Origin of the sequence: Sphingobium sp. AP50 (assembly GCF_900109095.1) — a bacterium.
GTDB lineage: Bacteria > Pseudomonadota > Alphaproteobacteria > Sphingomonadales > Sphingomonadaceae > Sphingobium.
Genome location: NZ_FNYZ01000001.1, coordinates 530,765 through 553,551 on the forward strand (window position 1 = coordinate 530,765; position 22,787 = coordinate 553,551).

Annotated in this window: 34 protein-coding genes; 5 read left to right on the forward strand and 29 right to left on the reverse strand. The window is 63.1% G+C overall.

What is annotated here, in order from left to right:
* Positions 1-12: 12 nt before the first annotated feature.
* The 6 genes from BMY84_RS02620 to BMY84_RS02645 are packed head-to-tail and all read right to left on the reverse strand — an operon-like array spanning position 13 to position 7,213.
* Positions 13-1,590 carry a tail fiber domain-containing protein gene (locus BMY84_RS02620; protein ID WP_093080180.1) on the reverse strand — a complete coding sequence of 526 codons (1,578 nt, stop codon included), beginning with the start codon at positions 1,588-1,590 and terminating at the stop codon, positions 13-15.
* The gene (locus tag BMY84_RS02625; protein ID WP_093080183.1) at positions 1,590-3,194 is read right to left on the reverse strand and encodes a hypothetical protein; all 1,605 of its coding nucleotides are present in this window, start codon (positions 3,192-3,194) and stop codon (positions 1,590-1,592) included. Before BMY84_RS02625 ends, BMY84_RS02620 begins: the two co-directional genes overlap by 1 nt.
* Positions 3,194-3,598, reverse strand: coding sequence for a DUF6950 family protein (locus BMY84_RS02630; protein WP_093080185.1), 405 nt, complete (start codon positions 3,596-3,598; stop codon positions 3,194-3,196). Before BMY84_RS02630 ends, BMY84_RS02625 begins: the two co-directional genes overlap by 1 nt.
* The gene (locus tag BMY84_RS02635) at positions 3,595-4,254 is read right to left on the reverse strand and encodes a hypothetical protein (protein ID WP_093080188.1); all 660 of its coding nucleotides are present in this window, start codon (positions 4,252-4,254) and stop codon (positions 3,595-3,597) included. Before BMY84_RS02635 ends, BMY84_RS02630 begins: the two co-directional genes overlap by 4 nt.
* Entirely contained in the window at positions 4,251-4,844 is a 594-nt protein-coding gene (locus BMY84_RS02640; RefSeq protein ID WP_093080190.1) for a hypothetical protein, read from the reverse strand. Before BMY84_RS02640 ends, BMY84_RS02635 begins: the two co-directional genes overlap by 4 nt.
* A complete protein-coding gene (locus BMY84_RS02645; RefSeq protein ID WP_143074964.1) occupies positions 4,841-7,213 on the reverse strand; it encodes a hypothetical protein in 2,373 nt (790 codons plus the stop codon). Before BMY84_RS02645 ends, BMY84_RS02640 begins: the two co-directional genes overlap by 4 nt.
* 41 nt (positions 7,214-7,254) lie before the next feature.
* On the opposite strand from BMY84_RS02645, the gene BMY84_RS30800 reads away from it, so the two are divergent.
* Both BMY84_RS30800 and BMY84_RS02655 read left to right on the forward strand, forming a co-directional pair.
* Entirely contained in the window at positions 7,255-7,677 is a 423-nt protein-coding gene (locus BMY84_RS30800) for a zinc ribbon domain-containing protein (protein WP_093080195.1), read from the forward strand.
* A 92-nt stretch (positions 7,678-7,769) separates the two neighbouring features.
* Complete coding sequence (locus BMY84_RS02655) at positions 7,770-8,018, forward strand: hypothetical protein (RefSeq protein WP_143074965.1); 249 nt, start codon at positions 7,770-7,772, stop codon at positions 8,016-8,018.
* Here the strand turns inward: BMY84_RS02655 and BMY84_RS02660 are convergent.
* The 19 genes from BMY84_RS02660 to BMY84_RS02750 all read right to left on the reverse strand — a co-directional run bounded on the left by BMY84_RS02660 (position 8,003) and on the right by BMY84_RS02750 (position 19,884).
* Positions 8,003-8,251, reverse strand: coding sequence for a hypothetical protein (locus BMY84_RS02660; RefSeq protein ID WP_093080200.1), 249 nt, complete (start codon positions 8,249-8,251; stop codon positions 8,003-8,005). The genes BMY84_RS02655 and BMY84_RS02660 overlap by 16 nt on opposite strands.
* A gap of 86 nt (positions 8,252-8,337) precedes the next feature.
* The gene (locus tag BMY84_RS02665; RefSeq protein ID WP_093080203.1) at positions 8,338-8,679 is read right to left on the reverse strand and encodes a hypothetical protein; all 342 of its coding nucleotides are present in this window, start codon (positions 8,677-8,679) and stop codon (positions 8,338-8,340) included.
* Positions 8,679-9,110 carry a phage tail tube protein gene (locus tag BMY84_RS02670; RefSeq protein ID WP_093080206.1) on the reverse strand — a complete coding sequence of 144 codons (432 nt, stop codon included), beginning with the start codon at positions 9,108-9,110 and terminating at the stop codon, positions 8,679-8,681. The genes BMY84_RS02665 and BMY84_RS02670 overlap by 1 nt, the downstream gene beginning before the upstream one ends.
* A 5-nt stretch (positions 9,111-9,115) precedes the next feature.
* Positions 9,116-9,526, reverse strand: coding sequence for a hypothetical protein (locus BMY84_RS02675; protein WP_093080208.1), 411 nt, complete (start codon positions 9,524-9,526; stop codon positions 9,116-9,118).
* Positions 9,523-10,002, reverse strand: a complete 480-nt coding sequence (locus BMY84_RS02680) for an HK97 gp10 family phage protein (RefSeq protein WP_093080211.1) — start codon at positions 10,000-10,002, stop codon at positions 9,523-9,525. The genes BMY84_RS02675 and BMY84_RS02680 overlap by 4 nt, the downstream gene beginning before the upstream one ends.
* Complete coding sequence (locus tag BMY84_RS02685; protein ID WP_093080215.1) at positions 9,999-10,370, reverse strand: phage head completion protein; 372 nt, start codon at positions 10,368-10,370, stop codon at positions 9,999-10,001. The genes BMY84_RS02680 and BMY84_RS02685 overlap by 4 nt, the downstream gene beginning before the upstream one ends.
* Complete coding sequence (locus BMY84_RS02690) at positions 10,370-10,909, reverse strand: head-tail connector protein (RefSeq protein WP_093080218.1); 540 nt, start codon at positions 10,907-10,909, stop codon at positions 10,370-10,372. The genes BMY84_RS02685 and BMY84_RS02690 overlap by 1 nt, the downstream gene beginning before the upstream one ends.
* Before the next feature lie 14 nt (positions 10,910-10,923).
* Complete coding sequence (locus BMY84_RS02695) at positions 10,924-11,361, reverse strand: hypothetical protein (protein ID WP_093080221.1); 438 nt, start codon at positions 11,359-11,361, stop codon at positions 10,924-10,926.
* Between the two features lie 95 nt (positions 11,362-11,456).
* Positions 11,457-12,734 carry a phage major capsid protein gene (locus tag BMY84_RS02700; protein WP_093080224.1) on the reverse strand — a complete coding sequence of 426 codons (1,278 nt, stop codon included), beginning with the start codon at positions 12,732-12,734 and terminating at the stop codon, positions 11,457-11,459.
* An 11-nt stretch (positions 12,735-12,745) separates the two neighbouring features.
* On the reverse strand, positions 12,746-13,633 hold the full coding sequence (locus BMY84_RS02705; RefSeq protein ID WP_218146908.1) for a head maturation protease, ClpP-related: 888 nt from the start codon (positions 13,631-13,633) through the stop codon (positions 12,746-12,748).
* Positions 13,620-14,963 carry a phage portal protein gene (locus BMY84_RS02710; RefSeq protein WP_218146909.1) on the reverse strand — a complete coding sequence of 448 codons (1,344 nt, stop codon included), beginning with the start codon at positions 14,961-14,963 and terminating at the stop codon, positions 13,620-13,622. Before BMY84_RS02710 ends, BMY84_RS02705 begins: the two co-directional genes overlap by 14 nt.
* A gap of 9 nt (positions 14,964-14,972) precedes the next feature.
* A complete protein-coding gene (locus BMY84_RS02715; protein WP_093080229.1) occupies positions 14,973-16,730 on the reverse strand; it encodes a terminase large subunit in 1,758 nt (585 codons plus the stop codon).
* 3 nt (positions 16,731-16,733) lie between these two features.
* Positions 16,734-17,024, reverse strand: a complete 291-nt coding sequence (locus BMY84_RS02720) for a hypothetical protein (protein WP_093080232.1) — start codon at positions 17,022-17,024, stop codon at positions 16,734-16,736.
* Entirely contained in the window at positions 17,011-17,523 is a 513-nt protein-coding gene (locus BMY84_RS02725) for a P27 family phage terminase small subunit (RefSeq protein WP_093080235.1), read from the reverse strand. Before BMY84_RS02725 ends, BMY84_RS02720 begins: the two co-directional genes overlap by 14 nt.
* Positions 17,524-18,045: 522 nt before the next feature.
* Complete coding sequence (locus BMY84_RS02735; protein ID WP_093080240.1) at positions 18,046-18,465, reverse strand: hypothetical protein; 420 nt, start codon at positions 18,463-18,465, stop codon at positions 18,046-18,048.
* Between the two features lies 1 nt (position 18,466).
* Positions 18,467-18,778: a hypothetical protein gene (locus tag BMY84_RS02740; protein ID WP_093080242.1), complete on the reverse strand. Its 312-nt coding sequence runs from the start codon at positions 18,776-18,778 to the stop codon at positions 18,467-18,469.
* Positions 18,775-19,404 (reverse strand): host-nuclease inhibitor Gam family protein, encoded by a 630-nt coding sequence (locus BMY84_RS02745; RefSeq protein ID WP_093080245.1) that lies wholly within the window; start codon positions 19,402-19,404, stop codon positions 18,775-18,777. The genes BMY84_RS02740 and BMY84_RS02745 overlap by 4 nt, the downstream gene beginning before the upstream one ends.
* Entirely contained in the window at positions 19,401-19,586 is a 186-nt protein-coding gene (locus BMY84_RS28975) for a hypothetical protein (RefSeq protein WP_143074966.1), read from the reverse strand. Before BMY84_RS28975 ends, BMY84_RS02745 begins: the two co-directional genes overlap by 4 nt.
* 13 nt (positions 19,587-19,599) lie before the next feature.
* Entirely contained in the window at positions 19,600-19,884 is a 285-nt protein-coding gene (locus BMY84_RS02750) for a hypothetical protein (protein WP_093080248.1), read from the reverse strand.
* 216 nt (positions 19,885-20,100) lie between these two features.
* Between BMY84_RS02750 and BMY84_RS02755 the strand changes: the two genes are divergently transcribed.
* The 3 genes from BMY84_RS02755 to BMY84_RS02765 are packed head-to-tail and all read left to right on the forward strand — an operon-like array spanning position 20,101 to position 21,066.
* Entirely contained in the window at positions 20,101-20,394 is a 294-nt protein-coding gene (locus tag BMY84_RS02755) for a hypothetical protein (protein ID WP_093080250.1), read from the forward strand.
* Positions 20,395-20,423: 29 nt separating this feature from the next.
* The gene (locus tag BMY84_RS02760; protein ID WP_093081658.1) at positions 20,424-20,636 is read left to right on the forward strand and encodes an HNH endonuclease; all 213 of its coding nucleotides are present in this window, start codon (positions 20,424-20,426) and stop codon (positions 20,634-20,636) included.
* The gene (locus tag BMY84_RS02765; RefSeq protein ID WP_093080252.1) at positions 20,623-21,066 is read left to right on the forward strand and encodes a hypothetical protein; all 444 of its coding nucleotides are present in this window, start codon (positions 20,623-20,625) and stop codon (positions 21,064-21,066) included. The genes BMY84_RS02760 and BMY84_RS02765 overlap by 14 nt, the downstream gene beginning before the upstream one ends.
* On the opposite strand, the gene BMY84_RS29600 is transcribed toward BMY84_RS02765, so the two are convergent.
* From BMY84_RS29600 to BMY84_RS02780, 4 genes are all read right to left on the reverse strand, one after another.
* On the reverse strand, positions 21,063-21,227 hold the full coding sequence (locus BMY84_RS29600) for a hypothetical protein (RefSeq protein WP_177203874.1): 165 nt from the start codon (positions 21,225-21,227) through the stop codon (positions 21,063-21,065). The two genes, BMY84_RS02765 and BMY84_RS29600, sit on opposite strands and share 4 nt — an antisense overlap.
* Before the next feature lie 8 nt (positions 21,228-21,235).
* Complete coding sequence (locus BMY84_RS02770) at positions 21,236-21,913, reverse strand: hypothetical protein (protein ID WP_256215022.1); 678 nt, start codon at positions 21,911-21,913, stop codon at positions 21,236-21,238.
* Positions 21,819-22,277 carry a LexA family protein gene (locus BMY84_RS02775; RefSeq protein WP_143074968.1) on the reverse strand — a complete coding sequence of 153 codons (459 nt, stop codon included), beginning with the start codon at positions 22,275-22,277 and terminating at the stop codon, positions 21,819-21,821. The genes BMY84_RS02770 and BMY84_RS02775 overlap by 95 nt, the downstream gene beginning before the upstream one ends.
* Before the next feature lie 74 nt (positions 22,278-22,351).
* Positions 22,352-22,675 carry a hypothetical protein gene (locus tag BMY84_RS02780; protein ID WP_093080257.1) on the reverse strand — a complete coding sequence of 108 codons (324 nt, stop codon included), beginning with the start codon at positions 22,673-22,675 and terminating at the stop codon, positions 22,352-22,354.
* Positions 22,676-22,787 lie beyond the last annotated feature (112 nt).

Below are 22,787 nucleotides of genomic sequence, written 5' to 3' on the forward strand. Positions count from 1 at the left end.
AATTCAGGGGGGTCAGGCGGTCAGCGCTGCTATTTGCGCTTCGATGCGGTCCATGCGCCGGCGCTGCCAAGCGGCCTCCAGCGCGAAACATTCGTCGTAGCGCAGGCCCCAGCGGTCACCCGCTTCGATCGCCGGCGACACCTCGATCATGTTGCCGGTCGGCTCCTCGACCTCGACGTCGTCCTGTCTGGTGACGAAATGCATTTCAGGCACGAATTGCGCCGGCGCCGCGTCCCATTCATCATGACAGACCAGACCCAGCCGGATCGCGGATCCTTCGCCCAGAGCAGCGTCGATCGCGTCCCGCACATGCTGCGCGATCAGGCCGAAATGCCAGCGAGCGTCTTCTCCCTTCAGCGCATAGCTGTCGATGAAGCGATACTGACGCCACTCGACATTGCCCCAAGCGTCCAGCAACGCATCTGGTACCGGGCCGATTTCTTGTTTGGCACGCTCGTCCGACGTGTTGATCGTGCCGGTGCCGGCGTAGATGACGGACATTCTGAAGGAGCCGGTGCCCAGCGACTTAACATTGTCGGCGGTCGGGATCAGATTGCCTTCGAAGGAAATGTCGCCATTGGCCCGGCTAATCCTCAGCGTAACGGCTCTGACCGAACCGCCGTCCGTGAAGGACCGGATCGAGAAATCGGAGCCGACGTTGGATCCGCCCTCGGCGGTCGTTTCCTTGCCCAGGTCCCAGCGCGTCGTGGTGCCGGTGCGATAGCGGGTGATCGCATATTGGCCTGCTATGCTGTCGATATTGATCGGCGCCGTCGTGGTCGAACTAGTCACGCCAAGCGAGCTGAAGCCGGTGGCCGCGCCGCCCGTGCCGCTGACCGCCAGACCCTCGGCGATCGTGGTCAGGCCAGTCGCACGATTGACGGTGAACGGCGTCCCGAGAGTCGTGCCGGCGTCATCCTGACGCGAAAGAGAGAAGTTCGATCCAGCGTTTGATCCGGTCTCCGCCGTGCCGGTTTTAGACATCATCCAGCGCGACGACGTGCCGGTGCGCCATCGGATGCCGCCCGAATATCCGGCGTCGACATTGATCCCCAGCTCGCGCGTAGCGGCCGCGCCGACGCCATTGATCGTTTGGCTGTTGGTCGTGATCGCGTTTGGAAATGTGACAGCCCCGGTCACATCATCAATGTCGATCGGGTTGTCGATAGCCGCTCCGGTGGCGTCATAGCGGCGCACCACCCAATGACCGGTGGCCAGGCGGGCGGTACCCCACCGCAGGACGCCGTCGACATAATGATTATACCGCGATGAATAGCCGCTGGTGACGTTAATCGCGAAAGCCCGCTCCGCCGCCGCGGCGACGCCGTCCATCGTGAGGCTTTTCGAAAAGCCGGTGGCCATCGCCATGACGAATTCGACGACCTGGTTGTAGCTCCAGTCACAGGCCGCGTCGGCGGAGGAGCCATGAAGGCGATCCGACCCGACCGGCGTACCACCGTCCGGCGCCGAACCGTTCGCAAACCCATAAAGCTCTGTAAAATTGAGGTTCGCCTTGCCGAAAGCGGTGCGAAGCGGGTCGCCGGTACCATCGTCAGCCGTGGTACCGGTGTTGATTTGCTGTTGTGTCATTAGGAACCATCCGCTGTTCGGTCGGTGCTGTCGGCGGTGACGAGGCTGCTGTCGGCGCTCATCGGGACGTCGGGGATCGGCGTGCTGCTGTCGGTCAGCGGCGCCGGCGTGCCGGTGCGACTCAGCGCCCAGTCATGCTTGTTCGGGTCTTCGGTGCGCAGCGTCAGCGACACCTGGGCGCTACTGGGATCGATCCCGCGTTTGATCACGATGACATCGCGCCCTGCCAGCCATCCAAGTTCGGTCAGGCCCGCGTCGATCGTCAGACAGTCGCCGGATCTATATCCAAGCCAGCGCAGTTTGAGCGGCAGCGTGATAGGCTGGGCCTCGCGCGCGTTGACTATGTCATAGCCCGCCAGCTGCGCCAGCTGGTCGGGCGTCTGACCGGCCTCGCACTGGACCATGGGATAGGACACCATCTTGGTGCGCTCGGTACCGTCCGCGGCCAGCCAGGCCGCATGCTGGACAGTGCCGGCCGCGACCTGCTCCCAGAAATGATCTTCGCTCGTGTAGCGAGGCGTGATGCCATTGACCCGGTCCCGGATCGTCTGCGCGGTCTGGATCGACACCTCGCCGATGATATCGTCGCGGGTGATGGTCCCGATCGATATCCGGGGTGCATTGACAAAGCAGGACAGGATCGCGCCGTACCGGATCGGCTCGCCGCCGCCCGCCTGACAAAGCGCCTTCATCACCTCCCACTTGTCGTCGGCCGTCGTGACCCGGCCGCCGGACTGCCAGCCATTGGCGTCCGCAACATTGGCGGCTTCGACGAAGGCCGCGACGTCGATCGCGTCGATCGACATGCCGACCCCACCCACGCGGATATTGTTCGGTCCCTGATGCCAGCCGATCGCAAAGGTCAGCGCCTGTATCCAGGCGTTGCCGGACCAGCCCCAGGTGCTTTCGTCATCCCAGCGCTGGGACCCAGAGCCGCCGGGGAATGTGCTGTCCTGGCGCGGATCGTAACAGCGAACCCCGTGGACCAGCCAATTCATTTGCGGCGTGCTGGTCAGCGTATGATCGCCGGACGCATCATATTCGAATGTATTGATGACCGCCGCATAACCGGACAGCTTGCTGGCGGAGGTCAGTCCCGGCGGCGCACCGATTTGCGGTGTCAGCGGAGCGGCCTCGGGACATTCGCCGACCTGAACGTCCTGCCAGATGCGGGCATGCCCATCGATAAAATAGGCGCCAACCAGTCCATAGGTACCCGAAAAATTGATCGGGTCCTTCTCCATATAGGTCTGGTTGATTGCGTGGATCGGGCCGCAGCCCGACAGGACACTGGTCATCGTGTCCCATTTATTCTTGTTGCCGTGCTGCTTCCGGTACCGGATGTCGCCGCTCGCCAAGGTCCGCCCGAAGATGATCGGGATTGGCGCGTCCGGATCGGCCGACCAGCTGGTCTGGACGCCGGTAACGCTTGGCTTTTTGGCTGTCAGGGATCCGAGGATTGTCGTAGCAAGTGTCAGGCCGGTGGCCACCATGGACGCGGCCGTCGCTGTCATCCCCAGCCCAGCGCCGAGCAGCGACGTACCACCTGACGGAATCGCAGCGGCGATCGCCACCGCGATCGCCACGATCTTCAGCACCTTCATCAGGGCCTCCAGGCAGCGAGGAAGCTGCTGGGCTGGATGATCGCGGCGCTCTCCGCCCCTTCATAATAGGCCAGCACGCGGCTGTTGGGCATGGCGATGCCGAACGCGCCCAGGAAAGAAAGCGGCGCCGGCATCTCGACGATATCGCCGACGATACGTTGCGCCGGCGCAATGCGGTTGCCGATCAGGCCGTCTAGAAAGGCCGGGCCGCTGCCGCCGTTGCGGGACAGCCAGCGCTGGAGGCCTAGCGGCGTCGACCAGCCGCCTTCCTCGATCGCATAGCCGAACAATCGCAAATGGCTGATGACCATGACGCCGCAATCATGTTCGCCCCACGCAAAGGCAGGTCCGACAAACCGCTCCATGGTCTGTCGGGTGGCGTCACGCCGATCGGAAAGATTCATGTGGAGAACCGATAATCCTGCGCCGTGGCCAGCTTTTGCTTGATCGCCCGCCAGCCCCTGGCCGTCGAAACGCCGCCGCTCGGCGGGTTCTGGCCCCAATAACTATTCTCCGTGACGCCGGTCACATGGTCCATGCCGGTCTCGCCGGGCCAGACGCGATGATGAAAGGCGCTGGACATCACCCGGTCCTCGTCGTTCAGCATCAGATATTCCATCTCGCTGACGATCTCGAAGTCGACGCTGGTGGCGGCCTGTCCGATCTTGTGAACCGGATAATCAATGATGCCGCGGATCGGCACATAGGGGTCGCCGATCGACATGCCAGTGGCCTCATCCCGCGCGCCGATCATGACGGTGACCGGCGATCGCTGGACGGACGGGTCGGTCATTGCCAGCGCCGCGGCATCGCTCTCCGGCAGGATCCCGATGCTGGTGGACGGGGCTTCATCACCAAAGCCGTCGCTGATCTCCTCGATCGAATCCCAGCTGCCGAAACCGGGTTCAAGGCCGCGATAGGTTTCGCCATCGATGTCGATCTCGGCCGAGCCGTCCAGCAGTCGATAGGTGCCTGCCGGCATCTCGATCTTCAGCGCGCCGAACATGGTGACGCGGCTGCCGGCGAAGGCAGCGTCGAGCGCCGGGGAAAGGACGGTCATGCCCGCTCCAGCACATCAAATTGCAGCACCACTTTCCGGTCAACCGGAATGGCGCGCGTGAAATTGTCGCCCTGCATCCAGCCCTCGATCACCGGTGCGGCCAGATTGATCGCCTCTGCCCCCGCCAGCTTGGTGCGCAGCGGCGTGGTCAGCAGGACGGTGCCGGCGCCGGACCCATTCAGGGTCACGGACGCCGCGGCGAAATAGAGATAGCGGTGGCCGTTCTTCGTGATGTTGAGGGCCTGATGCTGGCGAACGACATAGCCGGCGGCCGCGCCGGTGATCGCCACTTCCTCGCCGCCCGTCGAAGCGCCCTGCACCGTGATCGACGCGCCAGGTGCGCCGATGATCAGACCGGGTTGGGGCAGGCGGACGATGATGCCCTTGCGCTTCGCCATGTGGCACCGCGCCGTGAAGATCCGGCTGTCGGGTTCGACAGGCATAGGTGGCGTAGAGAAACGATAGCCGAAGCCGCCACCCAAGCGATCCACCCTGGAGATAGGGCCGCCCAGCGTCGTCTTTTGAAACACGCCGTAATCCAGCATGACCTCTTCGGAGGACTGCATCCGCACATCGGTCATGTCGATCATTTGCCGAGCCTGCTCCGGACACGGCGCGCGTTGCGCTTGTCCATCATCACCACGGCATTCGACTGGGACTGCATCCCGATCGACTGCATCTGGACGAGCAGATCTTCGGTCACCACCGCGCCGCGCATGTCGAACGTCAAGCTGCTGCCGGGCATGCGGCTCGACCGATTGTCGTTCGCGATCGACAGCCGCTCGCCGTAGGAGACGTTGGCGATCGGCATGCCGTTGAGCGACAGGACGTTACGGTCGATGCCACGCTTCCCCATCACCGTCATGTCGCCGCCGCCGGCGAAGCTCATGCTGCTCGGCGCCGAGAGGGCTTCATACTGGCTGTTGATCGACGCCATTGACGATGCGCTGACGCCGCCCAGATTATTGCTGGTACCGAAAATCGATCCGATGCCGCTGATGATCGATCCGATGCCGCCGCTACCGCCGACCGCCTGTTGCGCCTGGAAGCGGATGAGGTCCGCGATCAGCTGATTGAACAGCTGGCCCGCCAGCCCCTTCAGCTTCAGCGTATTGGCCCCGGCCTGCGCCAGCCCGTCGACCATATTGCTGATGCCGTTGGCCGCGATATTCTCATAGGCCTCGTTGATTTCGTCGGCCGTGTCCGGGATGCTGTCCATATAGGACTCGATCGGCCCCATGGTTTCCCGGTTGATTTCCAGCGTCTTGCCGGTGCGCAGCTTGCCCAGCTGCTCCAGTTTGGCGCGGGCGATGTCCTTGTCGATGTCGCTGCTGTCGTGTCGGTCCAGCACTTCCTGCGCCGCCAGGCGCACGCTCTCCAGCTCATTGTCCAGCAGCGCGAGCTGGAGCGCGCGGCGCTCCTTCGCCGTCGTGGCCGTCGCGGCGCGCATCGACAGCATTTCCCGTTCGCGGTCCAGACTGTCCTGGGCGACCTGCGTCTGCTGCTCCAGCAGTGCATCATCCAGCGCCCAGTTGATCTGCTGCTTCTCCAGATCATAGTTGCGTGCCCGCTGGAGCTTCAGCGTTGCCGCCTGCTCCTCCGTCAGTTCGCCCTGCTTGACCCGGCTATCGACGTCAGCATCATAGGCATCCTTCGCGCGCAGGAGCCTCTCATCTTCGTAAGCGGTCCGCTCTTTGAGATTGGTGTTGAGGTCGCGCTCCAACCCGAGTTGATCGTCATAGAGGCCGGCCAACTCATCGCGGTAGCGCTGCGCCAGTTCTTCGGTGCGATCCTTCGGACCCTTTTTGGGTTTCGTGTTCGGTGTCGGCAATGCGCCTTCAGGGATGAAGGTGCTGACCGCATTTTTATTGCGCTCGCTGGCGAGGGTACGCTGGAAGTCGGTGTCATTCTGAGCAGCCCGCATCAGCCGGTGCGCTTCGACCTCTCTCGCCCGCGCTTCGGCCAGCGCCTGGATCTGCGCGCGCGTCGAGACCCCGCCTTCTTCGATCTGCTTGCGTGCCGCCGTTGCCCGTCGGAGCTCTCCAGTGCGCATCTGGAGATAGGTTACAGGATCGCCGGCGAGCTCCTGCTTTCTTGCGCTTGCGACGAAGCCGGAGGCCCAACTCTCATCGCGCATGATGCGCTCGGAGCCTTTCCAGGTCTTGAAGAACCAGGCAGCCTTTTCGGCCGCGGTTTCCAATGCTTCCGCCAGTAAGTTAACAGAATTGGCATTGTCCGCCACGATGCCGGCGATCCGGATCGAAAGGACGTTTTTGACCTGCTCTAGTTTGCTGGCAGCCTTGTCGGCATTCTGGATTTGCGTGTCGGATAGGACAACGCCGGTGTCGTAGGCCGCCTTGCGGAGGCCATTGAGGCCCTCGCTGCCTTGTTCCAGGAGGCCGTTTAGCTTGGGCCCAAGGTCTTCCCCAAAAAATTTGGCCTGAGTCCTGGCCCGTTTGATTGGGTCTTCTATGCCTTGGAGCTTATCGGCGAGTTTGGGCAAAACCTCGGCTGCCGTCAGGGCACGCTTTGTAACGCCGTCTTGAACGGAAACCCCTAGATCATGGAAAAGCGTGGCCTGTGCCTTGGTGCCAGCATGGGCTTCCCCGATATTCTTGTTCAGCGCCTTGAGCGCCGCATCCATGTCCTTCTCGGCCACGCCTGCCTCGGAAGCGGCATAGCGATATTCCTGCAATTGGTTGGTGGTGACACCCACTTCACTGGCAACAGAGCCGATCGACGCCGCATAATCCAGTGCCCGCTTCGCCGCCTGAAGCGCTTCTGCGCCGAGAAAGGCGCCGACAAATCCGGTAATTGCAGTCCGGACGCCAGACAAATCGCGCTTGATAGCGGTCGTATCCCGCTCGATCGTTTCACGGGCCCGCTCTGAGCCATGTTCGAAGTCGGAGGTGTCAAAGCCCAACGTAACGCGGAGAGCGCCGATGATGTCTTTTGCCATGCGTGCCTCCACGATACCGTCTGTGGACGGGGAGAATCAGAATGAAGAAATGTCCGAAATGCGCGGAAGCGATTCAATCCGACGCGGAGATATGCCGATATTGCGGCTATGAATTTGGCTTGTCGAAGAGCAGCAAAGGGTGCCTGACCACGGCAGCGATATTGATCAGCCTCGTGATAGTGGTCACACAGTGCGATTCGACGGCAAAGAAAAAGGACCAAGCCGTCGACCACGCTATTGAGGCACGTGTTCGTATAGAGGCGGCCGTCAGATCTCGCCTTCGCGATCCTGATTCTGCGAGGTTTAAGCATCTCAGGAACGGTTGCGGCTACGTTAATGCTCGAAATGGATTTGGCGGAATGACCGGCGATGTCCCATTCATAGCTACTTCTAAAGGCGTTGTGTTTCGAGAAGATGCGCCAACGTCATTTAGGACGCGGTGGAACGACTTCTGCAACAAATAAATCGCTGGTATCGAAGCGCAGAGTCACCCGCACGGCGCCGATAATATCGTTCGCCATTGTGCGATCTCCATTCGTTCAATATCAAAGCCCGCATGAAGAAGATTGCGGTCAGCGTTTTTTACTTCTTTGGGTTGCTGGCTCTTGTGGCCAGCGCGGCGCTATTCTGGCGGGCCGAAGGGACGCCGATCAGTTTCTCGCTAAGTCCAGCGGTTCCAGCGGCAAACAACACGGCTATCGCCGGTATCTATTACGGGTTGGCGGGGGATCTGCTGATCGCCGGTGCGATCCTGTTGGCGACGGGCGCCCTGATCAGTTTCATGACCCGTCACGATTCCGACTGATCGTCATCCTCTTCGATCGCGTGGCCGTAGGCCGCCGCCCAGACCTTCATCTTGTGCCAGGCGGTGTCGTCGCTATCCTCCTCACCATCGGCCTGCGCCAGCACTTCGGATAGAGCTGGCAGGGTCTTGGTGAAGGAAGTCCAGCAGGCATTATGCCAGGCCACTTCCAGCGCTGCCCGATCGTCGCGACGAACTGCGTCAAGATGGCCGGTGAGCGCGGATCTGATCAGCAACGGGGTCTGCTCCCAGAAGCTGTCCGGATCATAGCCCGCCTCGCACCAGCGCTGGTGAAGCTTCAGCCAGTCCCAGTCCTCCTGATCTACGCCGGAGGGTTTGCGCCGTCCTTATCCTCCGCCGTACCGAACGCGCTTTTCATCCCCTTCAGGATCGCATCGAGGAAGCGCGGCGCGCCAAACTCTTCGATCATCTCCCCCACCTCGATCAGGTGCACATCGGGATGATGCCGACGCAAACCGGCCCAGATCATGACTCGGATCGTATCCATGGCCGGGCCATCGAAACTATCTTCCAGATCGTCCAGGATGGCCCGGGTCTTCTTGCCCAGCACCGGCTCGGCCGCGCAAAGCGCATTGACGCCCATCTTCAGCGTCAGCCTTCGCTCGCCCAGCACCAGCGGGACTTCACCGCGCAGCGGGTTCATCAGCTATTGACCGCATGGGTCGCGGCGCCGCTCGCCTGGAAGGTCAGCACCGCTTCCTGCTTACCAGTGATCGGCATGTCCTGGACAGCATAGCTGGTCAGGATAACGCTGCCGCTAATCTTCCGCTTCGTGCTTGCAGCCGCATTATGGACCGACTTATAGGGGCGCGGCGCCTTGTCCGCGAGCGCGGCCAGCAGCAGCGTGTCGGTGGCGGATCCGGACAGATAGTTGATCCGCACCGTCAGCGTGCCGGGCTCCATCAGATCTTCACCCTGATAGGTGTGGGCGGCGACCGTATCATGGTCGCTATCCTGATAGGTTGCGCGGGTCGGGTTGCTGGGCGTCACGGAAAGCACGCCGGCCAGCTTGGCCAGTTCATCCTCGGCCGTGTCGTGCAGCCAGAATTCCGCGCCCTTATTGGCGTTGGACATGGGCCTTACTCCTTGTGGTAGATGGAAAGGCGCAGCGTGCGCCCATAGACGGACCGCGCGCCGGCGACGCCGACGACGGGAATAGTGCGGGCCAGTTCAATCAGGCCCTGGACGAAGCGGCGGCCATTCACCTCGGCCGCGCCTTCCAGCAGCTGGCCGAGCGCATCCGAGATCGATCGGGCCAGCGCTGGGTGCGGCGCCAGCGTGTCGGCCTGGACCTGTGTTATGATCAGATTGTCCCGGCCGTCATGGTCATAGTCCGGCGCGTCATCGATGACGGTAAAGATGATCGCCGGCAGACCGGCGCCCTCCGGTCGATCGTCCCAGTGCACGGTCGGCGCGCCTTCCCAGTGCGCCAGCTGGGCGGCCAGCGGCGCCGCGATGACGCGCGCGCGCAGATCCTCTTCGAAAGTCATTGCCGGCGCACCACGCGCATCAGAGCGGCATCCAGTTCCTCGGCCAGCGCGATCGCGCATTCGCCCAGGACATCACCGGCCGTCGTGTTCCAGGCGACAGAGACGTGCGGCTGCGGCGGCACCCATGTCAGTGTGTCGCCGCGCTTGTGCATGAACCCAAACTCCAGCCAGGTGCCGACAGGGTCATTGGTGCCGGCGTAGACCTCCGCGCGGGTATTCCCGGCTTTCCGTTTGATCTTGGCCTGGCGCTCATTGAGCTTCGTGCTGATGATGAAGCTGTCGCGATAGGCGTAGGCCGGGCGATCAGGAGAATCGGACGGACTGTCGGTCGGCGCGATATCCTTCACCACAGCAAGGAAAGGCTGCAGCGCTCGCTTACCCGCGCGCTCCAGCGCATTTTTCTGCATCTGTTTGGGCAGCGCGTTCAAGGTGTTGAGGAGGGCGTCGAGCCCCTCCATTTTGAACTCGCCGCTCATGCTGCCACCCGGGTAGCCGTGAAGGCAAAGCCCTCGTTAAACCCCAGCTCGGCCACAGCGCTGATCTCCCAGGCCGGCCATTTGGCAGGGTCCGGATCGCTCAGCGGATAGCGGATGCGGTCGCGGACGCTGACCGTCTTCGTTTCGCCGCTGTTCAAAACGGCGAAGCTGGCGGTCTGCGATCCGCCAATTTGCGCGGCCTCTCGCTGCTCAGACCCACTGCCATAGGCAATGTTCGCCCAGGGATTGGCGACGGCGTTCCATTCGGTGTTGATCGGCTTATGCCCAAAGCCATCACTGCCGCCAGTTTCCGTCTCGATCAGGATGCGCTTATCGCGCGCCTTGGCGGTCAGCCGGGGATCACCCATCACAGCCGCCGATATCGATAATGGTTGATCAGATCGTCGATGCCTGCGGGCATCGCACCGCCCGATCGCAGATACAGATGCTCGACCAGCAGCCGCGCCGCCTGTTGCAGATCCTCCGGCACCTGCGCTTGCTGCTCGTCCGGCTTCAGGTCCGAATCGATGAAGCCGACCGTTGCGGTAATGGTCACCGCGCCGGGCACGTCGGCCGCGCTGGGCCAGCGCGCGCCAATCGCCGGGGTGATGAACAGATAGTCGTCCCGCACGAAAGCGCGGAAGCCCTCGAAATTCTGTTCGGCGCCCGACCGATCGAGGTAGGAGATCGCGACACTATCCGGCTTGGCCGGAATGAGCCGGATCCGCATCTCGGGCCGGAAGGCGTCGAAGCTGAAACTCTGCTCCCGCTGAATGGACACCAGCCCATAGATGGTCTCGATCTCGCGCGCCGCCACGCGGATGAGGCGGCCGATGTTCTCGTCCTCATCGCGCGTGTCCACCCGCATATGGATGCGGGCGTCGTCGATGCTGATCGGACCATCCATGGCTGATCAGTCCGTCAGGCCTGGTTGGCCTGCGGGTTGTCGTGTCCCCAGCTCTTGAGCACAATCGCCGCGATCGGGGTGCCGGTGCCATGCGTACCGCTGAAGTCGGCGAGCAACTTCAGGTAGCGCTTGCCGCCCTTGTAGCCGAAGCGATAAGCGGCCGCAGCGGCATGAGCGGCGATCAGCGACTTGATGATGCCTCCCGCCGCCACGGTCACGCCCAGCATGTCCTTGGTCTCAACCGCGCTGTAGGTGACGTCGTCGTCCGAGTGCGTCAGCACGAACTCGATCTTGTTGGTACCGCTGAAGGTGATACCGCCGACGCCGATGGCCAGCAGGATCTCCGCCGCGTCATAGCCGAGCAGATCGATCGCTGCCGGCGTATTGTCGGCCGACAGCGTGGCGTTGCCGATCGCGACCGCGGCGAGGATCGCCGAGTGAATGTCCTTCATGGATTGTCTCCAGGAATTGGGGAAGGGAGAAGCCGCCGGCGCGGATGCCGGCGGCCAGAAAGGCAGAAAGCCAGAAATCCGGCCCGATCAGCCGATTAGGTCGAGCACTTCAGCAGCTTGATCGCCTCGAAGTTGGTGATCCCGCCGCCAACGCGCTTCGTGGCATAGAACTGCACGAAGGGCTTGTTGGTGTAAGGATCGCGCAGGATGCTGACGCCCATGCGATCGGCGATCGTATAGGCCCGCTTCCAGTCAGCGACCGCGACGGGGAACTTGTTGGCGCCCAGCTCATCCATATAGTCGTCGGTGTAGACGGGCTTGCCCAGGATGGTGCCGACCTGCTCCGACGTGGTCGGCGCGGCCCACAAGTAATTGCCCTGGCCATCCTTCCACTTCCGGATCGCCGCCATCGTCTTGTCCGAGGTGACGAAGGCTGCGCCGTTGCGATAGCCCTGCTTCAGGGCGAACAGCAGCTCGATCAGAGCATCGCCCGGATTGCTCGAAGCGAAAGCGGCGGCCGCACCGGTGGTGACGAAACCGACCTTGCCCCAGGCATAGCTGTCGTTGGCGACTGCATCATAGGCCAGGAAGCCGCGCGGCTTGTTCTTGCCATTGCCGCGAATGAAGGCGGGGCTTTCCGCCTCGTCGAACGAGATCGAAATTTCGTCCGCCAGCCAAGCAGCCACGTCGAAGCGGGCATCATCCAGCAAGGTCTGGGTCGCCGCCGGATTGGCATAGAGCTCGCCGGAGGGCAGCGACAGCTCGCGGAGCACCGGCGTAGCGGTTTCTTCGCGATCATCCTCTTCGCCGACCCAGCCGGAGGTCGCACCGCCGACGCTGACCAGCTTCTTGTAGGTCTGGCCGCCGATCTGGACGACGCGGGCGAGTTGGCGCATGACGGACATGCGGGTCAGCACGCGATCGATGCCCTGTTCCCAGTCGACCGGCACAATATAGCCACCGTCCGGATCGGACTGGGTGGTAAGTGCGGCGTTGACCGCCAACTGGCTGAGATCGGCGTCGACATTGCCGCGGCGGAACCAGGTCGCGAAAGCGGTGCGATGCTCGCGCTCGGCGGCATTCAGGCCGTCGCCGGCGCCTCCGCCGAGCGAAGCAGCCGTCAGGGCGGCCGAAAGGCGATCGATTTCGGCATTGATCGGTTCGATCAGCGCATTGGCTTCGTCCTGCGTGAGGCGACCAGCAAGGGCTTCCTCATGCTTTTCGCGCATGGCGGTCACAGCCGCGTTGATCGCGGCGATTTGGGACGCCGCATCCTGCGGTTCGGCGCGGGGCGCGGCAAATACTGCACGGGGCGTAGACGCGACAAGGGTCGCGCCGGCCGCCAGGAGGGCGGCGCGCTGCAAATTCTTCATGGGGTTGCTCCCTATTGGGTGAGATTGGCGAGGAGCCCGGTCAGCGCCTCATTCAGCTTGCGGTCGTCAGCGCCCGGCGTGACGTCCTGGTCCGTGGCAGCGCCCGGCGTGCCCTTCAGATTCTTGATCTTTGCCCGCGCCTGGGTGCGCGTCATGCCCGACGCCACCAGCGCCAGCTCCATCGCGCGCAGCTCGTTGACGCTGCGATCGCATGCCTGCGCATCCTCATCGACGGTGATGGCGTCGGCCGACAGCAGAGCATTGGCGAAGCCGCGGTCGACGGCGGTGCTGCCGGACATATAGGTCTCAGCATCCATCCATTTGACGATCTCGTCGCGCTCGGCTCCCGATCGCGCGGCATAGACATCCGCCATGGCGCCATCGAATGGCTCCAGCCAGGCGGCCGTCTCGGCCATGTCATGCCGGTTGCCCATGGCAATGACCCAGCAATTATGGATCATCAGGAAGCTGGCGGCGCCGATCTCGATCGTGTCGCCGGCCATGGCGATGATAGACGCGGCTGACGCGGCCATACCCATCACCTTGACCGTGATGTTGTTCGGATGTTCGCGCAGCACGTTATAGACGGCGATGCCCTCGAACATGTCGCCGCCATAACTGTTGATGTGGACCTCGACATCGCGATCTCCGATCGCGCGCAGCTGGCTCTGCACCTTCTTCGCTGTGACGCCGCCGCCGGTCCAATAATCCTCGCCGATGCTGTCGAACATGGTGATGATGTTGTCGCCCTTTGCCACGGCGCGCACGCCAGCGGCCGCATCACCGTAGCGATCGATCACCGATGCCGGCGTGAACGCCTGCAACCGGCGATCAGCGGGAAGCGGCAGCGCGCCAGGGCGCGCGCTCGCGAAAAGGCGCGGCGCGTTACGCATCATCATTCTGGTCCTTTTTGGGTGGCTCGCCCTCGTCGCCATCATCCGAGCCTGTCTTGGCGTCGCCGGCCGTGTTCGGCGGCGGATAGAAAATGTCGCCGTCCTCGCGGGGGTTCATGTCCTCCAGCGCGCGAACCTCGTTCGGCGAGGTAAAGCCCCATTGCAGCCCCACTGCATGCGCAGCATAGCGGGTTTTGATATCGGTCCGGACCATCGCGGAACGATTGAAGCGCGCGTAGACTTTCGGATCCGGGATCATCGCCCCGATCTCTTCTTCCCACATGACCAGATGGTCATCCATCGTGTAGGCGCTGAAGCCGTTCGACTTCTGCTCCAGACCGGTGCCCCAGTTGGAATCGGAGCCGCTATTGTCGCCGATCATGCTGGGCGGCACGCCGAAGAACATGCAGATTTCGGACCGGGACAATTTCTGCCCGTCGATCCACGCCATATCGGTCGGGCTCAGCGAGATGGTCTCCCACTTCAGCCCTTCCTCCAGCAGCAGCACGCCGCCATCCTTGTCGCCGCCGGCACGGAAATCGTCGAGCGAGCGCTGCAACCGGTCGAAGGCCGGGTCGGTCAGTTTCTTGCCGTCTGGCATCGACACGGCGCCGGACGGCCGCGCGCCATGCTTGAAGGTCGCGGCGACCTGCCGATCGCGCGCCCGCGACTGGCCGATCGTCTCGCGGGCATAGGTCAGCGGCGTTACGCCGGTATAGCCGTTGAGCGTCAGGCCAAAGAGATGAAACATGTCGTCCTGGCCGACAGTGATCTGCGTCCCGTTCTTGCGGGTCACTCGATATTCCAGTTCCAGGCTATCAAGCTGGCGGACCGACACGCGATCAGGGTGGATCGGGATTAACTCGCGAACCTCGCCGCGCGATCGCGACTTGAGCGCGAAGCCGTCGCCCCGCAGCAGGACATGCGCCTGCATCATCCGTTTGAACTGTGCAGGCCGCTGCCAACGATTTGGCTTTCGTTGCAGCAGCTGGGCGACCGCATGGTCCGAAGCGTCGACGCGGGTCCGTTCGTCGACCTTGCGCTTCACATCGATCGGCAGTGTCGCCACCTTGCCGGCAATCAGCCGGATGCAGCCGAACACCGCGCCGACGCGCAGGGCGGTGTCCGGGGTAACGACCTCACCAGTCAGCCCGGCGTCACCGCGCAGCGCGGCCTCCAGTTCGTCCGGAGTGGAAATGACAAAGCCACCGTCCGGCGCCATCGCCTGCGCCAACGGACGGCCACTCGCGCCGAACGACAAAGGCGCGCCGCCGGCAACAGAATGCAAGGAGCCACCCCCGGCCGCGCGGCCGAGGATGCGGTCGAAAAAGCTCATGCACTCTCCTCAGAGCACGCGCACGCCGCGCGTCTCGTAGACTGAAGGCCCTTCAGCCTCGTTTTTCAGCGCCAGGGCGAAGGCCATGATCATGGCAACGCAATTGTCGATCTTCAGATGTGCCTGCCCGTCCGGTTTGTTCGGATAGACATTGTCCTTCTTGTCGACGCTCGAAACGACGTTGGATACCTGCCACTCCATCACGGGGCACCCGCCATGGGCGATCGTGCCGGCCCGCATCGCGGCGTCGGTTTCCTTCATCGGATCGCTCATGTTGATCACGATCTGACGAATCTCGATCATCGGGATGCCGCGCTTCACCATGGTGGTTGCGAACCATGTGGCCTGGTGCGGATCGTAGCCGACAAAATCGAGTTGAAACCTGGTTAGAGCGAAGTCGAGTGCCTCGGCTATTTCATCATAATCGATGACATTGCCTGGCGTGACATCGATCAGGTTCTGCGCGTCCCAACCCTGATAGGCTTCGACGTCCGCGATTGTGTCTTCCGGTAAGAAATAACGGGTGAGAACGATCCAAGGATCGTCTCGTGTCGCCTTCTCGCCGATCGGTGGAAAGAGATAGGTTAGTGCCGCAATATCGATCTTCGAAGCCAGATCGAGCCCAATGATGCAACGCCTGCCCTGCAGTCGGGTCAGTTCGACCGCATCGGCTGCCCGAACCGGGATCTCGGGATCAGCGCAATTGCGCCAATGCTCGACGCTATAATAGGCAGCCTTTGTCGAGACCCACAGGTTGAGGTGCTTCGTCTTGAAGACACCCGCCTTGCGCGGCGTGGAGATCGCGTCCCGCTGCCGCGCCCGGAGAAAGTCCATCGAGACCGACACATCGGCGTTCGGGTTGGCTTTCCGGAGCGCAACCTCCGACTTCCAGTCATCCTCCTTGTCGATCGTATATTCGACGAACAGGGTTTCATGATCGAGCGGCGGCCCGCCATTATGGCCGATCCCGGCGAGCTTCTTCCGCTCTTCCTGGATCAGCGCATAGCAGGGGCCTGCCAGATTATCGCCGGCAGTGGTGATCAGCAGCTGAAGCGGCTGATCGCGCGCACCCATGCCGGTGACCATCGTGTCGACCTGGCCGTCGTCGGGATGTTCGTGATATTCGTCGTGGATCGAGCAGCTGGGCGACTGCCCATCGCCCGGATCTCCGATGATCGTCTCGAACTTCGATCCATCTCCCGGTCGGGAAATGGTCTTGGCCAGCATCTCGATGCCGAACCTGCGCTTCAGCGCCGGCGTCCGGTCCGCCATCAGGCGGGCGGGCTTAAAGACCTCCCATGCCTGTTTCTCGTTGGTCGCGCCCGAGTAGACTTCGGCGCCGAACTCGCCGTCGGCGCATAGCATGTAGAGGCCGAGGCCCGCCGCGATCGCCGACTTGCCGTTCTTGCGCGGCACCACCAGGAACAGCCGCCGAAACCGGCGCAGCCCCTTTTGCGGTCCGGACCGGTGCAGCCACCCGAAGGTGACGCAGATGATCCAGACCTGCCAAGGCTGAAGGACCAGCCGCTCTTTCGAGCGCGCCCATTTACCCTTGCTATGCGGCAGCGTCTCAATGAACCGACAGGGTTTCCCGCCCCGCTCGGCATCGAACACGAAGGGGAACTTCGTACCTCGCGCCCGGCTGAGCTTCAGCTCATCCAGGAACCGCCGGCACTGCAACCGGATCTGCAACCCGGCCGGGATCTTACCCGAACAAACATCGGTCGCATATTTGCGGGCGATCCCCGCATAATCACGACCTTCCACACGCTAGAAAACGCAAAGCGAAAGGAAGGCATGGGCCTCGTGATGACGGCTTACCGCGTGGCGCCAAAAACTATGGTCTGCATCCAAGGCGGTGAAGCGTGCGCCTTCCAGCCGGTGATAATTCTGAAGGGTGGCGAACGTGATCGCTTTGGGATTTCGGCCCATGTGCTTCAGAAGATAGCGGCAGTATTCCGCCTCCTTCATTGTATGGACCAAGTAGACCGCACCATCCGGCAAATCGGCAAGCTGGCGGAAGGTCCTACCCGACCGGCGCCCGCCTTCAGAAACCTTCATAGGGATCTTCCTCAACCTGCTTGTGCCCGGTCGCCAGTTTCAGCGCGGCAGATGGATTGAGCATCATCTCGCCGAGTAGCGATTGCGCGTGGCGCATTGCTGCGTCGAGCATGGCGACGGCGGGGTGAGCGCGCTTCATGATCTTCAGCGCTGAGACGGACCCGTCCTTCGTCGTGATCACGCTTTGCGTCGTGAAGGTGCATCCCTCCATGTCGATCACGGCCTGATACATGGCGATTTGTTCCAGCCGCAGCGCCAGCAGGCCGACATGCTCCGCATAGTGCGGGCTCGATCGCTTCTGCTGTTCCAGGATGCCAGCGATCGTCGCGAAATGACCGCGCGCAATTTCCGACAAATGCAGCGGCGCCGTCATCGGCCCCAGCGGCACGTCTTCGTTGACCAGCGCATCGCGATCGGCGCGGTATGTTCCCTGCGCCTCCTTCAGCGCCGGGTCCTTCCGCTTCCGTCCAGCGCCGGATCGGGGGCCGCCTCTAGCCATTCAAGGCCCTCACTTTTTACCCTTTGAATTTGACCGCGTAAGAAAATGACCACAGGCGCGGTCCCAGGGGGTGCTGAAGGAAGGTTTTGACCCTCCCCCCGGGGGCAAAAGGCCCCGAAATCGGCTGGAATGCGTCCGATTTTGCTTGTTTTCGTTGCGATTTATGCCTCGCGAGGGGCGATTTTCATTCCGAATCACTTCGGTTGCGACGCCGCGCGCGCGCCGATTCGCGGGCGGTTTTCGCCTTGCTATGCGGATCGCAAAGCCCTTGATAATTCTCGCGAATATTGCCGCCGCCTTCCGCGCGGTTGTGGATATGATCCGCGACCGTCGTGCGACGCGGCGGCGCCACGCCAGTTCGCAGGCACTCACGGCACCATGGCTCCTCAATGAGAACGCGCTTGCGCATCTCATCATGGCCAGCGTCATAGCCGCGCTGTTGCCTGCTCTTTCCCTTCGACGTCGCCCAAGGCTCAGGCGGGCGCCAGCCTGGCGGCCGGAAGCGCGGCGCCTGCGTCGGCATCAGCGCCGACGATAGGAGCTGAAGGAGGAGCGCCTGTAGGACGGGCGGTAGCTGAAGCGCGTGTTGGACGTGGTGGTCTTGGTCCCACCGAACAGCGAACGCTTCGTCGTGGTGGTGGTCACCGTGCGGGATCGCACATAGTCACGACTGGCCTGATAGCTGGGGATGGGCCTGCGATACCCGCGATAGTGGGGATCCGGCACGATCACCGTCTGTCGCTGCCCGCCATTCATGGCGCTGGACAGCATATAGCCGGCCATCCCGTACAGCAGATAGTCATTCACATTGCCGCCGGCACTGGCAACCTTGGCGCATTCGGCCGGATTGGCCGCCTTGGCGCATTGGTCAGCCACGCTTTCGCAGGCAGCTAACGGAATGGCGAGCAAACAGGCCGCCAGCATCAACAGATATCGCAACATCTCAAGCCTCCTTGGCGGTCTGCGCCTCGATCTCGGCGAGCAGCTGCCCGTCCTTCTCCTCGATGGCGCCGATGGCCAGCTGCGCCAGCACATAGCCGGGCACGCACACCGAATGCTCGTCCAGCTGGTCAAGCCACCAGCGGGCATTGTCGCCACCAACTATCACGGTCAGCCAATGCTGGGCGCATGTGAAGATGCTGACCGACAGGTCGCGGCTGTCGCCGGTGACGACATCCAAGGTGCAGCCAGCAATCTCGGCCGACTGCTCCAGCTTCCGCCGCAACCGTTCGCCGGCGACGCTCGGATCGGTCACGGTTCGACGGCCCGGTCCTGTCCGACCCGCTCCAGGAAGAAGCTCTCGCCCTGCTTGATCGAGAAGCCGATATCATGGAGCGGCGAAAGCGAGGGTACTGGCTCAGCGGCGGCGGCGCCATCATCAATCGCCTCGCCGCCGTTGTGGCCGATCGGCGCGACCGACTCGGCATCCCGCAGCGCGATTGCGTCGCGCTCACCCTCCAGCGCCTTCATGATCGCCGGCTTGTCGGGCGAATGCTTGGTCCGCACATAGTCGGTCAGCTCGGCCGCGCGCAGCGTCACCGCCATGTCATCATCTTTGCCATGGGCAAAGGCGACGCTGGCCTTGTCCAGCCGATAGCCCAGATAGCAGCCGCCCAGCTCGATCGACTTGCGCTTGCCGCACGTCAACTCATCGAATTTCGCAGCGAAGAAGGGCTTCAGCTGCTTCTCGATATCTTTGAGCTCGGCGGTGATCGGGACCAGCTCGGTATCGGCCGTCTGATTGGCCTTGGCGATGGTCTCGTCCCGCGCCTGGATGATCAGCGCGGCGGCCGCGCTGCGCTCGGCAAAGCGGGCGCACAGCGCTGTCGCCGCTTCGATTGTTTGGGGCGCTCGCTGTGCAGCCGATCGAACCCGGCTCATCGCGCAATTCTCCGGCGGTTGCGATCGACCATGGCCTGCGTGCGGTGGATCGTGTCCGCTAGCGCCATCTGCGCCAGCAGCGCGCGTACCAGACGCTTGGAAAGGTGCATCTCGCCATCGCCTTGCGCCATCTGCGACAGGGCGGCGACGTCGACCGCATTCATGCCGGTCTGAATTGTCATGCGGAACTCCGGCTCAATAGAAGGCGCTGCACATGCCGCCCTGCTGCTCGATGTGCAGTGGCGGCGCGCTCGGCGCTCGGGCGCCCCGGAAGGGCTCGATCAGCGCGGCGACGATCAACTGCATCCGCTCTTCGAACCGGTCGAAGTCCGCCGCGCTGAAACGGGTAGCCAGCCGCAGGTCACCGATCAGGCGATCGAGGTCATCACGCGGATTCTCGATGGCGTCGGCAAGGCCGGCAGGCGTGGCGCGGCGAATGTCGCGGCGCGCAGGACCTGCGGCTGGCGTAGACTGGGGCATGTCAGGGCCTCCAGAAACAGGAAAACCCGCCATCCGGGGGAATGGCGGGCTGCGAAGGGCGCAATTGTGGCGGGGTCGATTTGGCATTTACGTGGCCATTTGGGGAGACACGCTTTTGTTCCGCTTTCCGTTTGACTGCGATCTATTTGGTGTTATGAATAGTGCGTGGCCACTGGCCCGCCGGCGAATCGCCGGACCCGCAAATGGAGAAACGACATGTCTGTCCCTTACCAGATCGCGAACATCGACCTGAACGACCAGGTGGAATGCGTCTATCGCGAAGGCGCTTATGAAAAGCGCTGGATGGCGCCGCGCTACGGGATCTCGGTGGTCGGGTATGCCAATAGCTGCCGCAATGAATGGATCGTCCCTGTGGAGAGCGTTCACGATCTCACGCATCCCTATGCCGCCGCCGTCCGCGTCATCAAGCGTGATGCCCCGCATCGCACCGTCATCGGTGCGCGGCTCTGGGATGCGAAGGCGCGCGTCCACTTCACGATCGCCGCGTGAGGCGGGCCGCATTCCTGCGGCAACTCGAAATGCAATCGGGCCGTTGTGCTTATTGCCAGCGGCCGATCATGCTCGATTCCGCCGATCCGTCCAATCTTGCGACCCAGGATCATTTCTTTCCCCGCGGGCTGGGCGGCCCCAATAGCGCCGGCAACATCGTCGCCGCCTGCCAGCCCTGCAATCATCGTAAGGGGATGATGCCCGGTCCCGAATTTATGAGGCTATTTCATGAAAGCTGTTGATCGCATCTGGTCGGCACTGGCGGCGCCCGATGGCGTGACCAGCATCGATGTGGCGCAGGCTGGCCTGGCGAGCGAAAGCCACGCCCGCCGCCTGCTGCACCGCTGGGCTGAAGCTGGCCTGATCGAGCGGACGGACAAAAGCGTTGGCCGTAGTGACGCCCATCTCTACCGCCGCACGGCATCGTCACCACAGCATAGCCCCGGTCTGACAGCCGAAGGCGAAGTGTTTTTGCGCGACCCTGCGATGACGGCAGCCGAATTCGCGATCATCCGCCGTCGCACCGGTCATTCCCTGGCCTCGCTGGGCCGGGCGCTGGGCTGGACAGGCAAGCAGCCCAGCATCAGCCGCGCGATGCGGCGCTTCGAGGATGGCGACCGCATGATCGACGCCGATCTCGCCGCGCGCATCCGGGCCGTCGCTCCAGCCTAGTCCAGCCGGTCCGCCGTCAGCGCCATCAGGTGAAACAGCCCCGGCCAATACGGCCGAAACCGCAAGTTGATACGAATTTCCTTGCCGCGCGGTACCGTGATCGCCTCGGTCGTGCCGACGCGGATCCCGTCGACCATCACCACGCGATCGCCGACCTTCATTGCAGCCCTCATGACAGGCCGGCCTGCGCCGCTGCCAGATCGGCCGCGCTCACCTCGCGCCGCACGCCCGCATGGATCCGCATCCACAGATGCAGCGCATCGACCAGCATCTTGCGCGCCCGCCGAACAGGCATGCCGCGCTGTCCTGCCGCGCGGACCAGCCCGACATCATGCACGACGATGTCGAGCACCATTGCCGCATCAGGCCCCATCGCCGCGCGCCAGCGCGAATAGGCCATCTCGTTCCACACCGCGCCCAGCGCCTCGAAAAAGGCATCGCCATGGCGGCTGACATCGATCCGCGTTTCCAGGCTGCATGTCCGCACCGTAGCGTCGGCCATCACCAACGCGGCCGCCGCCGCTATCTCCTGCGACCAGGCCAGTTCGTCATCTGTCAGATAGCCGGACGCATGCAGCCGCGCGATCGCGCCGGCGCGGCGCCGACGATGCGCCTCATGCGTTTCCGGCGTACCTTCATTTTTGTGATGCCAGCGATCCAGCAGCTCGGCCCGCGCTTTGCGGAAACCGCGCTCTTCTTTCGCCCGTGCGGGGTGCCGCTGCGCCCATTCCAGCCGCCCCAATTCAGCGGCGCTAGGCCCGCCTGTCTTCCCCGTCACCTGCATTCCGCTCGCCTCCAGCCTGGCCAGCACCATGCGCGCGCGCGCGATCGGGCGGGAGGCTCGCATTTGTTCCGCCCAGCAGGACGAGGCGGCCGCGATCGTCCAGGTCGAGGAGGGGAGGGAGCGGGTGGATCAACTCCAGCCGCGCCGGATTGACGATCCAGCCTTCGGACTGCAGCAGCTGTAACGCCAGTTCATGCGTCTCGGCCGGCCGGATGCCGCGCGCCTTGCCCGGCACGCGATGGATGCGGCCCTCGCGCGCCAGCTTGCGCACCGCCGCCTGCGCGCGCGACCGCACGCAACCGACCGCAGCACAGATCTCGCTGATCGAAGGACCGATGCCATGGTCGCACCAGTAGAGCTGGATGAAGCGCAGCACCTGGTTCTTCCTGCTCACCATTTCCGGTGTCAGGCGGGGTATGTCGTCCATGATGCCCACAGGGCTGCCTCCCGGTCGGGGAGAACATAGGGGGAAAGTCGCAATTTATCCAGCTATTGCCCGGATCATCCCCGCATCCGCGCGATCGCGCGCTTCCATTCCCGTTCTCCCGGCACAGGCAGGGTCACGATCGGCCAGTGAATGCACGGCTCTATCGATACAGGCCGCACCAGCACGCCGCCGGCGATGCGGCAAGGCCGGCAATAGAAATGCTCGCGCGCGTCGCGAAACTCGTCGCTCCACCCTTTCCGGTGGAAATGCCACCACAGCCCTGCCGGATCGAAATGATTGAAATGGCCGCACTGGCACGCGACCCGCACCGCCTGCTTCCACGTCAGGCATTCGAACAGGCTGGTCGGAACGATCCGATTGCCCTCATTCCGCGCCATGATCCATGCCCTTCATATGGAACATATGAAGAACAAGTCCGGAGTCGGTCAACGCTGTGTCGCCGGGAAAAAGTTCATGCTAAGCCAGCGGCTATGACTGGCGAGAAAATCC